The sequence below is a fragment of the Micromonospora sp. NBC_01405 genome (genome assembly GCF_045040155.1).
In the GTDB taxonomy this organism is placed as follows: Bacteria; Actinomycetota; Actinomycetes; order Mycobacteriales; family Micromonosporaceae; genus Micromonospora.
Map to the genome: position 1 here is coordinate 5,264,764 of NZ_CP109532.1, position 14,745 is coordinate 5,279,508.

General features: G+C 69.4%; 10 protein-coding genes and 1 pseudogene. 6 read left to right on the top strand and 5 right to left on the bottom strand.

The window, feature by feature from the left end; translation table 11 throughout:
• Positions 1–13: 13 nt before the first annotated feature.
• Positions 14–175, top strand: a complete 162-nt coding sequence (locus OG559_RS22895) for a hypothetical protein (RefSeq protein WP_405106771.1) — start codon at positions 14–16, stop codon at positions 173–175.
• Between the two features lie 45 nt (positions 176–220).
• Here OG559_RS22895 and OG559_RS22900 read toward each other — a convergent pair.
• The 4 genes and pseudogenes from OG559_RS22900 to OG559_RS22915 form a co-directional block, all read right to left on the bottom strand.
• A pseudogene (locus OG559_RS22900) lies at positions 221–466 on the bottom strand (hypothetical protein); the annotation flags it as partial.
• 142 nt (positions 467–608) lie between these two features.
• Positions 609–1,139 (bottom strand): pyridoxamine 5'-phosphate oxidase family protein, encoded by a 531-nt coding sequence (locus OG559_RS22905; RefSeq protein WP_405106773.1) that lies wholly within the window; start codon positions 1,137–1,139, stop codon positions 609–611.
• Between the two features lie 629 nt (positions 1,140–1,768).
• A complete protein-coding gene (locus OG559_RS22910) occupies positions 1,769–1,960 on the bottom strand; it encodes a hypothetical protein (protein ID WP_405106775.1) in 192 nt (63 codons plus the stop codon).
• A gap of 163 nt (positions 1,961–2,123) precedes the next feature.
• Positions 2,124–3,068 (bottom strand): zinc-binding alcohol dehydrogenase family protein, encoded by a 945-nt coding sequence (locus OG559_RS22915; protein WP_405106777.1) that lies wholly within the window; start codon positions 3,066–3,068, stop codon positions 2,124–2,126.
• A gap of 634 nt (positions 3,069–3,702) precedes the next feature.
• Here OG559_RS22915 and OG559_RS22920 point away from each other — a divergent pair.
• From OG559_RS22920 to OG559_RS22935, 4 genes are all read left to right on the top strand, one after another.
• Positions 3,703–4,203, top strand: coding sequence for a MarR family winged helix-turn-helix transcriptional regulator (locus OG559_RS22920; RefSeq protein ID WP_405106779.1), 501 nt, complete (start codon positions 3,703–3,705; stop codon positions 4,201–4,203).
• Between the two features lie 1,244 nt (positions 4,204–5,447).
• The gene (locus OG559_RS22925; protein ID WP_405106781.1) at positions 5,448–7,286 is read left to right on the top strand and encodes an SCO2524 family protein; all 1,839 of its coding nucleotides are present in this window, start codon (positions 5,448–5,450) and stop codon (positions 7,284–7,286) included.
• Positions 7,287–8,216: an SCO2523 family variant P-loop protein gene (locus OG559_RS22930; RefSeq protein ID WP_387022133.1), complete on the top strand. Its 930-nt coding sequence runs from the start codon at positions 7,287–7,289 to the stop codon at positions 8,214–8,216.
• Positions 8,201–9,178: an SCO2522 family protein gene (locus tag OG559_RS22935; protein WP_405106783.1), complete on the top strand. Its 978-nt coding sequence runs from the start codon at positions 8,201–8,203 to the stop codon at positions 9,176–9,178. The genes OG559_RS22930 and OG559_RS22935 overlap by 16 nt, the downstream gene beginning before the upstream one ends.
• An 8-nt stretch (positions 9,179–9,186) precedes the next feature.
• Here OG559_RS22935 and OG559_RS22940 read toward each other — a convergent pair whose 3' ends face one another.
• Positions 9,187–10,143, bottom strand: a complete 957-nt coding sequence (locus OG559_RS22940) for an SCO2521 family protein (RefSeq protein ID WP_405106785.1) — start codon at positions 10,141–10,143, stop codon at positions 9,187–9,189.
• Between the two features lie 299 nt (positions 10,144–10,442).
• Between OG559_RS22940 and OG559_RS22945 the strand changes: the two genes are divergently transcribed.
• A complete protein-coding gene (locus OG559_RS22945; protein WP_405106786.1) occupies positions 10,443–14,648 on the top strand; it encodes a HEAT repeat domain-containing protein in 4,206 nt (1,401 codons plus the stop codon).
• The last annotated feature ends 97 nt before the right edge of the window (positions 14,649–14,745 follow it).

Here is a 14,745-nt window from a genome sequence, read left to right on the forward strand (position 1 = left end):
GTCGGCGCGTCTGGTGGCGCGGGCCACGCAGCCGTTCTTCGTGATCATCGCGGTGGGCGCGCTGATCGTCGCCGCCGGCGACCTCGCCGTCTCGCGGCGCCGCCCCGGCGTCGAGCTGGCCGGTGCGGCCGCGCGCTCGTCCGACTCCTCCGAGGATCTCCGCCATGTCCACTGACACCCGCCACCACCCGCAGGTGGAATTCGTCCTCGACCTCATCTGGCGGATCATCCGCGGCCGGTCGTCCTGACGCAGTCGCCGGACCCCGCGTCGCCGCGCTCCGGGACAGCTGGAGGTGGACCAGGCCAGCCCCTCCAGATATCGCAGCTGGGCTTCGTTGTGCAGGGCGTCGACGGCCAGCGAGGTCTTGCCGTTGCCGCTCACTGCGGTGAAGGCGATGAGCTGCCCCTTGGGAATGCTCACGGACACATCCCGCAGATTGTCGGTACGAGCACCCACAACGTCGATGGTCTCGCGCCCCGTGCTCGCGACGTCCCGTACGAGTGCAGTCGACCTTCGTCCACCTGTCGCGTTGCAGCAGGGTACGGGCGGAGAGGCCCTCCACCCATGCCGAACACGTGGCCAGGCCCGATGCGACCTGTGCCGCAGATCAGGGCTGGGACGCCGCAGTGAGCTTCGCGATGTCGGGGGCGTAGACGGTCATCCAGTGCGGATGCAGCCGGTAGTAGACAATGTCGTTGTCCCAGTCGAAGGAGTCTTCGCCGTAGAAGCCCTTGAAGTACGCGAGCAGGTCCGGCCAGTCCTCGGCCGGCTCGCCGTCCTGGGGATTGAGGATCTCTACCGTGCCGTGCGTGAACACGCCCAGGTCCTCACCGCGCATGTGCGCGGCGCTGACGGCGGACCGGACGGCGAGGTGGCGCGCCTTGGCGGCGCCGCGCGCCGTGCCGAAGTGCCACCTCCCGTGCAGGAAGTGCCCGTCCACGCCGCTGATCCGCGGCTCGCCCTTCGCCGTGACGGTGGCCAGGGCGAGGGTGCACATGCCGGTGAGAACCTGGGTGAGCTGCTCGGCAGTGAGGCTGCGCTCGCTGTTGATGATCGATCGGAGGTGCGAGGTGGCGCGGGAGAGGGAGACGTCAAGGAGGGCCTGAAGCTCGATGAGCTCTTCTGGCGTTTCGCGCATGGAGATCCTTATCTATCCGTGGTGCCCGGTCCACGACCACCATTGATGCAAACCAGTGACACCATGTTCGCCCCAAAACCTGACACCTTGTGTCGCATTTCTTCGCAGTCTTACGGATACCACCGGCCGCCAGGTCGGACGTCACAGGCGGCGACGGCAGCCTCACCTGCTCCTCGCCCATGCGGCGGCCAGCGCAGTAGGCGGCCTGCCGATACCAGTCGGAGCAGGGCGACCGGCGGGCATCGCCACCGGGAGCCACTCCGCTGACGTTGACCCGGGAATGAAGAGGGGGCCGGGCCATCAATATGATCCGGGCCTCTACCTGGCGGGCGGTACTGGTTTCGCGCCAGTGACCCTTTCGGGGCGTGAAGCAGGACGCTGCACCGAGTCTGACCTGCGAGAACGAGCACCCGCAGGCAGGGGTGGGTGCGGTTGAGCGCCGTTCGGTGCCGGTAAACGCAGTTCAAGGCCATTCTGCACAGCCTGCTGCTCCCAACCGGGCTCGCACCGCCAAACCGCTGATACCTCTTCAGACCAGGACTGGCGGCCGGTCCGTGCACGCGACTCTCGTACGGACCGCCCGCCGGCCTGTGTCGGGGCGATCTGCACCGCCTGATTCGGTTAGGTACTCAGTTGGATGGCCCCCGGGCGACAGCGCGGTGCGCCGGCTCGGTCATGCCGTGCCAGAGCGCGGCTTCGATGTCGCCGCGCAGCACCGCGCTCGGTCGTCCGGGCTGGTCGAGGAAGCCCAGACCAGGTTTGCGGGTCCCGTCGCGGTTCAGGGACCATACGGCCCGGCGTAGCCCGATCGCCGTGGCCATGCCCGCGATCCCCAGTCCCACGATCAGCGCGCGCTTCCATGAATCACTCCTTGGTGGTGCGGACGCCCTGCCGGAGGTCAGGCGGGATTGCTCGGCGATTGGCAGGCCAGTTCCGGGAGGACCGCCCGTGGTGGCAGCCACAGCGGGTGATCCTCCGGGCGAACTACGGCACCAGGACGATGCGTTCGTCCGTCTCGGCGGTCCACGCTTGGGAGATCTCCGCGAGTGGGATGCGCCGGGCCCGCACCTCGATCGCGCCCTCGGCCACCGCGGTGGCCAGTTCCGGCAGTTCTGGCATGAAGTCGCGGGGGGAGACGGAGCCGATGCCACTGCCGATGATCTGCAGCTGGGCACCGCGCAGGGCAGCGGACGGGACCGGTGCGAGATCGCCGGCGATCGACCCGATCTCGATCCAGGTCAGCGGGACACTGCGGTCGGTGCGAGCGGTGAGCAGATGGATCATGGCCCGGCCGGTGGGTTCGCCCCAGACGTAGTCGAGAACGACATCGACGTCGGCTGCCTGCTCGATCTGGTCGAACGTGATCGCCTCGTCGGCGCCGAGCGCGGGCAGAGTGGCCAGGCGTGCGGCGTCGCGGCCGGCGGCGATCACCTCGGAGGCGCCGAATCGCTTGGCGATCTGGATCGCCATCCGTCCGGCGCTGCCGGTGGCACCGAGCACGAGGACCCGCTTCCCCTTCGGGAAGTCGATGCGGCGGCGCAGCGCGACCCATGAGGACATCCCGGGGTTCATCGCGGCGGCGATCTGCACGGGATCGATGTTGTCCGGCAGGAGAACGCTGCGGCGCGGGTCGATCACGGTTCGATCGGCGAACGTGCCAAGGGCCGTGTCTTCCAGCGCCGCATAGCGAAGCCGCCCCTGGTTGTCGCGCACGACGCCGTCGACGCCGGGCACGAGCGGCAGTACGCCGCTGCTGGAGTAGTGCGAACCGTCGGCTTTTGCCCTCGTCAGGTGGTGCAGTGCGGCCGCGAGAACCTCCACCACCATTTCATTCTCACCGGTGGCGACCGGTTCGGGGTGCTCACGGTAGATCGGCGGGGTGTTGAAGGTGGTGATGACAGCGGCGCGCATGTGGTCCTCCCAGGTCATTGGTATTACCAACAAGAGCGATGGTGGTTGGTAATACAAACGATGTCAAGGGCGGATGCCCCAACGCTCGATCGGCGCTGACCTTCCGGGTCACCGTGAGCGAGGGTGGCGGTTGTGATCAGGGTGGCGGCGGGGCGTCGTGCGGCGATGCCACGAGGGTGGAAGCCGCGGCCGGAGGGCCGACGACGTTGCCGAGAGGGTCTGGGTCGGTGGCGCCAGGTCCGGCCGGGGGCGCGTCGCGCTCGGCGGGGGAGATGCTGGAGGGTCGTCGCCAGGCGGAGGTGGCGCGAATCGGGAACCGTGGCCGGTGCAGTGCCTGGCCCGGCTGAGGGGTGTAGCCGGCCGCCTGCGTGAGCTGGCGTGCCAGGAAATGGCGGCAAGGAGGGTGGCGGCAAGTGTGGCGACGGTCGCGAATGAGGATCGGCCGGCGGAGTGCGGCAGGGCCATGAGGGCGGCGGGCAGGCCCGCAATCAGCGTGGTCACGGAGCGGGCGGCCGCAAGAGGCCCCCGTGGGCCGGGTGGGTCGGGCATCGCCAGGGCGGCGACAAGCACGATGACCTCCGCTGAGTAGTTCGTCTTACCAACCTTCGATAGTTTGGTTGGCATTGCGAACCATGTCAACTAGCATGCCGACATGACCACCGATGAGCCGGCTGCTGGCGTCTCCACGGACCCTCTCGTGGACGCCCTCGTCCGCAACGCCTTTCAGGTGATGGGCGTGCTCACCCGGGTCGGCGCCGAGCATGACCTGTCGTTGACGCAGCTGCGGGTGCTTGGCCTGCTGCGCGATCGCAGGCCGCGGATGACCGAGTTGGCCACGTTCCTCGGCCTGGACAAGTCGACGATGTCCGGCTTGATCGACCGTGCCGAGCGCCGAGGGCTGCTCGCACGTGGCAAGAGCGCCGAGGACCGCCGAGCCGTTGACGTGTTCCTCACTGCGGCCGGACTTGAACTGACCGAGCGGCTCTACGGCGAGGTCAGGGCCGCGCTGCTGCCGGCAACCGGCCGTCTGGACCCGGAACAGCGCCATCGGCTCACCGAACTGATCGAACCGGTCCTCAGTCCTGTCACTGGCGCCGGGGAGCCCTCGCCGAAGAGAACCCCGGCGCGCCGCCCGGAACTCGCTGCCGACTGACGGTCGTCCAATGCGGCCCGGCAGACGTTTTTCGCGGCCCTGAGAGGTGGTGTCGTGGTGTGAGAAGGGCGGTGAGCGGACCCTTCTCGAGCAGATCGAGGCAGGCGTTGGGGTGCACTGCCGGGTCGCCGTGATAGCGGTCGTACGCCGAGTTTCCGCGACCAAAGTTCCCGTCGACGCCAGAGCGGGCGAAGCCGTTGAACCGATCGGCGTTGGCCTGCAGCCGTGCCGGATCGATACCGATCCGGCCCGCCAATTCGGCGAGGGAGCTGCCCTTGGCCATGATCCCGGCCTTGCGCATCGCCCTTGTTTTTTTCGGGTTCAGCGCGAAGGTTGCAGGTAGCGGCGGGCGTGACGGACGTCGGCGATCATCCAGTACGGGCTGTCCTAGTCGTGTTCGAGCATGTGGTGGCCGAGGTCGACGTAGGACTCCGACTCGTTCGCGAATCGGTCGCCGCGGGGTCGTGATCGGGCCCCGTGCCTGCTCCGTCGACAGAGCACGTGGGACAAGGCCGAGCGAACGAGGCCCGTACGGTTTCGCTTTCTCAACCCAGAATGCTGTGCGGCGTCAGCTGTGGGAGGGGGAGGACCGCCGGCTTCCGGTGATCGAGTGGGCAACCTGCGGCCCGGTGAGGCAGTGCTGGATGCTGGGTCCCCGCAGATCACGATCACGTTCGAACCCCAGACCGTGCGGCAGCTGCGCCTGTCGGGGGCGACGAGGTGGTGTAGTCGTTGTATGCCTGGGTTTGACGACCGGGGAGATCTGCGCGTACTTCGCCGAGATCTACGGGCGTCCGTGTCGAAGCGAGGATCTCGCGGATCGCCGACAAGGTGATCTAGGAGATGACCGACTGGTCCCACCGCCCGTCGGACGGGATCTGCGCGGCGGTGTCCATCGACGCCATCGTGGAACCGGCCGTTCCACGTCGAGCTCGGAGGTCAAGGTCCGCGGCGGGCCGGCCGCGAAGGGCGCGAGGTTCTGGATGAGCGTGCTGACCGACCTACGCAACCGCGGCGTCAGGACGTGCTCTTCCTCGTCCGCGACGGGCTGAAGGGCCTGCCTGAGGTGGTCACGAACGGGTGGCCCCAGACTGTTATACAGACGCGCCATCGAAGTATTCGAGTGGCACTCGACTGGCCCGGTACCATGTTGTTGCACGTCGGTATGGATCACCGTAGATCATCGTGTGAACGGCAGGACCAGCGGTTTTCAGGTCGACGACTACAACAGACGGCGGTGAATCGTGCGGATACAGCCGCGCCAGGAGATCCTTGACATCTGGCGGGCCACGGTGCGCAGTTGCTGGCAGAACGGTGAATGGCACTGGGGTGGTCGGAGTGGCACCAACTCGATCAGTGATGCCGAGCAACTCCTGACCCTGCTACTCCCGGCGGCCAAGGTCCCGGCGCTGTCGCTCGACGACCCGGACCGCGCCGACGACGAGGTGATCGAGGCGCTCAGCCCGATCGGCGGCGCGATCGAAATTCCCCGCCGGCTGGTCGGCGTGATGATCGACTATTTCACGCGGTACACCGACGACACCGGCACCCCGACCTTCAGCGGCGGAAGCTACCTCACCCCGCTGGACGGCGGCCCGGAGCTCACCGACGAGCAACGCTCCCTGGACATCGTCGACTCTTTCGCGGTGTCCGTCACGCTGGCCCTGGCAACGATCGGCTTCGTCAAGGTCTACCGCAACTCCACCCAGCGGCGCGACCTGCTGGCGCAACTGGACGCCCTGGACGAGATGGCCAGCGCGCGGCTCACCGCGGCCATGGTCGGCCTGCTTCGCAGCTTCAGCACCTTCGTCTTCACCGCCACCGACGAATACGGCCTCCGGCTGTGCGACATGATCAATCAGGACGAGCTTCCGCGCCGGGAACTCGTGGCGTCGCTGCGCGAACAGCTGCGGGAAACGATGGCCAGCCTGCGCAGCGTGATAATCGGGTCGGGTCGGGTGACCGAGGATCTGGACAACAGCGAGATGCTGTTCGAGTGCGGCTGGTCCTGGGGGATCATCGCCGGGGCCGAGGAGGTGCCGACCACCGAGTCGATCGGCCTGCAGCGTGAGGGCTCGGCGGAGAACGCTCCCTACCTCTACTTCACCGTCATCGCGATGGACGCGATCGAGGATCTGAACTCCGAACGCACCCGCCTGCTCGGGTTGCTCAACGAGGAGCAGCAGCGGCTGTCGCGGGCCCTGCTGCTGCGCTGGGAGCTGACCCGGACCTACTGGGCGACGGTGGCGACCTTCGGCAACCGCCGGCGGTGGCCCATCGAGGACATTCCCTGGCGGACGACCGACGGTGACCGGACCGACTACTACACCCTCCAGGCCACGTCGCTGGCGGTGAAGGGCCTGGTCGCCGGCGGGCGCGGCGATGAGGAGCTCGGCCGGATCGCCTCGGTGCTGGTGGAGCTGGCGCAGCGGGCGCGGATCACCCGCCGCGCCTCGCCCGACGAGCCGGCGCTGTTCGTGCACGCGCCGGGCAAGCAGGTGACCCTGAACGCCGACCGGTCCAAGCCGATCATGTCGTGGAACGTCAACGAATACTCCACGGTGCTGCTTCAGCGGGCCACTACCGTCGCTGGTCTGCTGAGCAACGCCCGGCGGCGCAGCGAGCTGCTCGAACTGGCCGACGAGGTGTGGGATCACCTGCTGCTGCGGCGTATCCCCGACGGCCGGAACCGTGGCCTGTGGGATCATGCCGGCGGCGCCTTCCCCGGGCTGGCCCCCAAGCCGGACGCGCCCTCCTGGTACCTGACCCAGCGGGTGGTGCAGGGGCTGGTCAGCGCCGGTCAGCTGCTCTGGGAGCGGCCGTTCCCGCGAGCCAACCGGCTCGCCACGTATGCGCAGGACCTCATCGACGAGGCCGAGTACCTCTTCGACCGGGAGTTGATGCGCGGCACGTTCGCCGGAGAGGCGATGCAGCGCAGCATGCGCAGCATCCGGGCCAGCCTGCGCCGGGCGCAGCTGGTGGTGGACGAACGCCCTGGCACCGCAGCGGCCCTGGCGAACACCCTGCTGCTGCTGCTCAACGACATCGCCACCGGGCAGCAGAAAGCCAGTGAGGGGATCTGAATGCTGGTCTTCGTCACGTCACACAAGGGCGGCACCGGGCGTTCGGTGACCGCGGCGAACATCGCCTACCGCAGCGCGCTGTCCGGCCGCCCCACCTGCTACCTCGACTACGATTTCGGCTCGCCGACGGCCGGCATCACGTTCCAGATCCCGCAGGCGGTCAACGGCGTGGAGGGCGCCGGGCCCAACGGTGGCGGGCTGCACCGGTACCTGCGGGGGGAGATCCCGTCTCCGGAGCAGTTGGACGTCTGGGGCACCTCGGAGCGGGCCAGCCTGCGCCAGCGGCCCACCGGGTCCGGTCCGCTGGTGCTCCTGCCCGGGCAGCGCAACGGCAGCGAGTTCGGTTTCACCAACGACATCGCCAAGCGCTGCGCCGAACTCTTCCTCCGTCTCGAAGAGGAGTTCGACCTCACCCTGGTGGATCTCAGCGCAGGCCGGTCGTACGCCAGCCAGATCGCGCTGGCCGCGACCGCCACCCCGACCCTGCGCAAGGTCACGGTTCGCTGGCTGGTCTTCCATCGGTGGACTCCCCAGCACGTCACCGCGGCCTCGGACCTGGCCTTCGAGGCGGGTGGGATCGTGGCGATGGGCAAGGAGTACGGCCACGAGCCGGACCGGCTCCGCGAGTCACTGCGGTTCATCCGTACGGCGGTGATCGATCCACGAGGCCCCGAGGTCGGCCACCTCGACCTCGCGCAGCAGGCCTTCCTGCGCAAGTGCGACGCGGAGCTGTCGGAGCTGGCCCGACGGCGGGGCGTCGGGCGCACCACGCTGCTCGGCGCGGTGCCGCTGGATCCTCTGCTGCAGTGGCGGGAGCAACTCATCTCGGACCACGACGTGCAAAGCAAGATCGCGAACGTGAAGACCGTGGACGCCTTCGTTGATTTGACCGAGAAGCTCTTCGACGAGACGGCATGGGAGATTGTGTGATCAGCGTGGACATCAGGTTCCAGGAGGCAGCTGCGGTGCGTCGTACAGAGAGCGTGGCGTACTCGCACCTGTCGGTGGAGTTGGGGCACTTCTACGCGGAGGACTTCGGCGACGGGTGTCAGGAGCTGCGCCGCAAGTTCGAGCGGATCGCAACCTGGTCGAGCGCCATTCCGGCCCTGGCCGGGCAAGGGCTGCCACCGAACCGCCAGCCGCGGATCAGCACCTGCTTCATGGTGGACGACTACTTCCACCGTTTCGGTACGCCGCACGAGGTGATCCCGCAGGTACAGAGCGCCGCAGCGGAGCACGGACTGGTGCTGGACTACGTCGCCCGGGAGTCCAGTTTCGCCCGTCACGACGGGCTCGACCTGGCCCAGTTGGTGGTCGACACACTGGTGGTGGAACCGCCCCGGCACACCACCGGCAGCCGCCCACCGCTGAGCGAGTCGGGCTGGCTCTCCAACGGCAAGCGGTCGCCCGGGCATGTCGACGCCCCGGCGATGACCCTGCCCCGGCCGTGGTCCCCGCCGGTGCAGTCCGGCGATCCCCAGCATTCCATCTTCGTCGACATCGAGTTGTGGTCCGGCGAGCCGCAGACCCGGGTGTGGGCGTGCGCGCTGCTCGCCTCGGTCTGGCAGTTGACCCGCCTCGGCGTGCTACGGCACCGGGGCGAGACGATCCGGCAGCCGTGCCGGCTCACCGGGGAGCTGCCCAACAGCTGGGATGAGCTGCCGGCGATCCTCCAGCTCAACCCGAGCGCCGCGCCGTTCTGCGCGTACCGCACGCTGACCCTGATGGACATCCAGTACCTGCCGGTGGAGTTGGCCGTACGGACCATCCTCGGTCAGGTGGCGGTACCGCCGGCCGTGGCGCAGCAGGTCGCCAAGCGCGCCGGCGGGGAGGGCCTGCGACTGCCCAGCGAGTTGGTCGACCGGTTGAGCTACGTGTTCATCGGCGAGTGAGCGCGCGCTCAGCGCCGGCAGGGCTGGTTGACCGCCATCCGGTCGGCCAGGTCGCGCAGCAGGGTCATGTTGCTCACGCTGATCTGGTCCCGGATCCAGTTGACCGACGACTTCCACTGCCGGCTGAAACCGGGCACCTGCTCCAGCCGGTCCCAGATCGGCCGCAGCCGCGGATGGACCCGAGCGCCCGGCAGCCACAGGTGCAGCAGGTGTTCCAGCACCGGGCGCAGCCGCTCGATGTGCTCCTGCCCGGCGGCCGGCCGGGTGACCGCGGCCTCCATCAGGGAGGAGAGCATGGTGAGTAGCCAGTCGTGCAGCGCGAGATCTTCGCAGAGGCCGGCCACGGCGGCCGGCACGTCCTGCGGGTCGACCACGAGTTCGACCGTACGCAGCGTGGGGGAGTCCACGGTGATCACCGCCGAGACCTCTCGGTCCGGCCCCTGGTTGACCCGCGTGGTCCAGCGCAGCCGGGTACGCGCCGCGCGCAGCGGCGGGCGCCGGTCCAGCAGTTCGGACATCTGCACGCCGTCGATCACCCGGCCGGTGATCGCCTCGAGGTTGAGCACGTCCGCGTTGTTGCCGTGCAGGAAGCCCGCGATCAGGTCCGGTGCGTCCAACTTGCCGACCGTCTCCAGGACGCCGGGATTGGCCAGGTAGTGCGACCAGGGCTGGCGGCGCTTTCCGTCGACGACCTGGACGACCGAGGACGCCTGTACGATCCGGCCGCCGGTGATGATGGCCCGGGTGACCACCGCGCCCACCCCGCGCAGCTGGCGCTGCCTGGCGCTGGGTAGCCAGCAGTCCACTCCGGTCCGAACGTCCGGTGACACCGCGTAGAGCGACGGGCGCCGGGAGGTCAACACCATCTCGCCCTCGATCAGGCTGAGCACCTCGGAGCTCTGCTCCTGGGACAGTGCCGTGCTGTGCTGCAGCAGGCTGGTGTGCACCTCACCCACCGTGAGCATGGCTTCCTCCGCATCGCCGCCACCGGTCCGTGGTCGCCCGCGGACTGCCGTCCCATGATGATTGATGCCCGCCGCCGTGACCCGCACCGACACGGATTTGTACGGATTTGCCGGAACCCCTCCGAGCGCGGAATTCGGCTTGCCCGGATCCGCAACTGTCCCGGCGGCCATCATAGGCCCACGGTTGATGGGATTCCCAAGCGGTAGAGGTGGCGAGCATTCGCGGGTCAGAAGGATGTGACAGCAACTGATATTTTGAATGGTGCGGTCACCAGCCACTCCCTGGAGTTTGCCGTCCCATGAAGGTCTACATTTCGGCCACCCAAAAAGACCTGCTGGAATATCGCGCTGCCGTCCACGTCGTGGCACGCCGTCTGGAAATCGAGGACGTGGCCATGGAGGCGTACAGCGCCGACATCCGGCCGCCGCTGGAACGCTGCCTGACCGACGTGCGTCGGTGCGATCTCTACGTGGGGCTGTTCGCCTGGCGATACGGGTTCCGCCCGCCCGGCCAGGGGTCCTCCATCACCGAACTGGAGTACCGCGAGGCCCTCGCCGCCGGCAAACCCTGCCTGATCTTCCTGCTCGCGGAGGACACGCCCTGGCCGGTTCACCTGATCGACCGGGACGCTGACTGGCAGCAGGTCGTCGCGCTGCGCCGGGAGCTCAAGGAGCGCCACCTCTGTGCCTTCTTCTCGTCGGTGGACGACCTCTCCGCCAAGGTGACCGTGGCACTGGCCGAGGTGCGTAGCGGGCGGTCCCCGGCCCGCGAGCCCGCCGACCCGGACACCCACCTGCCGGAGGCCGTGCGCAGCCAGTACTACAAACAGTTGGCGCTGAGGTACCAGGCCGTTCCGCTGGACGCGGTCTCGCCCCGCCCCACCATCGGCTACCTCACGGTCGGGTTGTCGGAGGTGTTCGTGGAACCCCGGGTCCACGAGGACACCCGGCCGGAAATGCCGCTGGCCTGGTGGCGCTGGGCGGGCTCCGCCGCGGACGGCAGTGTCCGCGGGCTGCCCGGGGTGGTCAACCCGGAAGAGGTCGAGCGGCTCTGGGAGGAGTACGCCGCCAAGGACGCGCTGGTGTTGTTCGACGTGGTGTGCGATCAGGGCCGGCGGTCGATCGTGCTGCTCGGCGATCCCGGCTCCGGCAAGTCGGCGGCCGCGCGGTACCTGGCGCTGGCGCTGGCCGGGAAGTGCTCCGAGCCCAGGCTGGCGGCGCTGGACGGATACCTGCCAGTCCTGATCGAACTGCGGTCCTACGCCGCGCACTGCGGCGACGGGCGGTGCGACGGCCTGCTGGACTACGTCGGCCACCGCCACCAGCAGGGACTGGCCGGGGGGATCGACCAGGACGTGCTGAAGGCGTACCTGCACCAGGGCGGCCAGGCGCTGTTCCTCTTCGACGGCCTGGACGAGGTGTTCGACCCGGCGCAGCGGGAGGAGGTGGCCGCCCAGATCGGCGCGTTCGTCAGCGAGTACCCGGGGGTGCGGACGGTTGTCACGTCGCGGGCGGCCGGATACCTGCGGCACACCTTCGCCAACGCCGGCTTCGACCACTTCACCCTGGAGGATCTCGACGACGAGCGGATCGCCCGGTTTCTCGGCAACTGGTACCGCTACGTGATGCCCACACCGGTGGCGGAGGCGGACCGGCAGCGGCGACAGATCCTCGACGTGGTGCACAGTTCCCGGGAGATGCACGAGATCGCCGGCAACCCGTTGCTGCTGATCCTCATGGCGATCGTCGGCCGGGACCACCCGCTGCCCCGCAACCGGCGTCGGCTCTACGAGCACGTCACCGACGTACTGATCTCCGAGTGGGACGTGACCAAACAACTGCGGGAGAGTCACGGCGACGTGCCGCAACTGGATCTGCAGGCGAAGCGCCGGCTGGTGCGCCACCTGGCGTATCGGATGCAGTTTCGGGGGTCCGGTCCGGCCGGAAACTACGTAGAATCCGACGAATTGGCGCGTGTCTTCCGGGACCACCTCGTCGCCTTCTATGGTTTTGACAACGAGCGGGCGTTCACCCTGGCCTACTCGATGATCGACCAATTGCGGCAGCGAAGCTTCATCCTGGAACGGTACGGATTGCGGCTGTTCGGGTTCGTGCACCGCACGTTCCTGGAGTTCTTCTGCGCTGAGGAGATCGTGGACAGGTTCGAGCACGATCCGGACGCCTGGGGCCTCGACCAACTGCGCGTGCTGTTCCGCGAACACTGGGCCGACCCGTCCTGGCGGGAGGTGCTCCGGCTGGTCGCCAGCGACCTGCCCGCCCGGGCCGCCAATGACCTGGTCACCCTGCTCGCCACCGAGGCCAACCGGCCCTGGCCACCGCTGAATCTGACCGGCCCGCCATGGCACCTGGTGCTGGCCGCGCAGTGCGTGGCGGAGGCGGCGCACCCCGTCGAGCTGGCCGGCGCGGGCGACGCGGTGCTGTGCCAGGTCGTGCGGTTGATCGAACACGGCATCTCCGCCGACGACCCCAACCTGGTGGAACTCACCGAGCAGGAGCTGCTCTCCTCGATCCGGGTGCTCGGGCCTGGCTGGCCCGGCCGCGACGCCTTCCTGCAGTGGTACCGCCGTCGCGGAGTACGGAGCAGTTGGCGATCCGGCTCCGCGTTCGCCACCCGGATCGCCGTGGTGCTCTCCACCGCCGACGAGCAGTTGACGCAACTGCTGGTCCGGGAGCTCGGGCAGGGCCGCGAGAGGCAGGCCCACCTCACCCTGGTCGCGGGGCTGGCCGAGACCGCCGGGCGGCTGGACGTCACCGGCCGCAGCCGCCGCCGATGCCGGGACCTGCTGCTCGCCCAGGCGCAGGTCGAGGTCTCCACTGCGGTGCGGCAGGCCGCCGTACGGGCGCTGGTTGCGCACTTCGGCGCCGACGTCGATTACGTCGACGTGCCGCGCGACCTCGCCGACTCACCCGATGTCGCGGTGCGTGCGTTGGCCGTGCAGTCCCTCGGCGGCCGGACCGAGCTGGCCGAGGACGCCCGCCAGGTGCTGGCCAGGGCCGCCGAAGACCCCGCCGCCGCGGTGCGGCGGGCCGCCGCCGAAGTGCTCGCCACGCGCTGCGCCACCCTGCCGGACGCAGCTGGGACATTGCAGCGGTTGCTGACCACCGACACCGACCCCGGCGTGGTGCAGTGCGCGCTGAAGGGGCTGCTGACCCTGCCGGATCACGCCGGGACCGCCCGCGCGGGGGCGCTGCGGCGGGTGACCGGCGACGCCCCGGACGAGGTACGGCGTTGCGTGGTGACCGAGCTGCTGCCCGGGCGGGCCAGCCCGGAGAGCACCGAGCTGTTGCTGAAGCTGGCCTGCTCCGACACCTCCGCGCGGATCCGCGCGGTGGCCGTGCAGCGGCTGGCGCTCGTAGCTGACCCGGAGGGGCGCTGCCGAGCCCGGCTGATCGATCGGATCGAGCAGGACGAGGACGCCGCGGTGCGGGCCGCCGCCGTGGCCGCGCTGATCGACCGGGACCGCGCCGACGACACCGGATGGAACGTGGCCAGGCACGCGGCTCGTGCCGACGAGGACGCGACGGTTCGCCTCGCCGCGGTGCGCGCGCTGGCCGAGGCGTACCCGGACCACCGCACCGGAGAACTGCTGCTGGAACGAGCTCGCCGCGATCCGACGGCCGGCGTCCGGCTCGCTGCGGTCGACCTGCTCACCGCCCGTCCGCCGCGCGGCGAGGCGACTCGTGATCTGCTCATCAGCCGCGCCTCCCAGGAGCGGGACCCGATCGTCCGGTTACGGGTCACCCTCCGCCTGGCTCGCCTCGCCGACCCGCCCGACCCTGAGGTGCTGGCGTGCCTGGCCGAACAGGCAAGCCGGGACCCGGACCCGAACGTGCTGCGCGCGGCCGCCCAGGCGCTGGCCCGGTACGGCGAGACCGACGGCCTGGTGGAGACGCTGTCCCGGCGGGCCCGCCGGGACAGCTACGTCGGCATCCGACTGGCCGCCGTGCAGGCTCTCTGCAAGCACGGGAGCCCCGATGTGGTGACTGACGTGCTGCTGGAGTGCGTCGAGTCGGACACCGACCCGACGGTGTTCGACGCGGCGGTGCGCTGCCTGACCGAGCAGGGGTCGGCATCCATGGCGGTGACCCTGCGGCTGATGCGCCGCCTGGCTGACCAGGACCCGGCGATCCGCGCCCGCATCGCCGCCGCGCTCGGCACGCACTTCGGGGCGGACCCGGAGGTTCGGGTGCTGCTGGTGGGTTTGGTCCGCGACGACCCGGCCCTCGAGGTCCGGCGCCGGGCCGTGGAACAGCTGGGAGCCATGTTGGCCGAACCGGACCTGCTGCTACGGCTGGCGGACGACAACGACTGGGAGATCCGGCGCACCGCGCTGCTCGCGCTGACCCGGCACTACTGTGGCGACACCCGCACCCGCGACGTGCTCCTGCGGCTCGCCCACCAGGAGGACGACGGCACCGTGCGGCGGTTGGCCGGGCAACTGCTTGCCGCGCTGCCCGACACCGGGCCCGACGACTTCCCGTGACCGGGCCCGACCGCTCGCCCGGCCGGCGTTGGTGGCGTCGCCGATGAACAGGTCGGGGGCGTCGGATTGTACGCGCCGAGCCCGGTTGTATCGATCC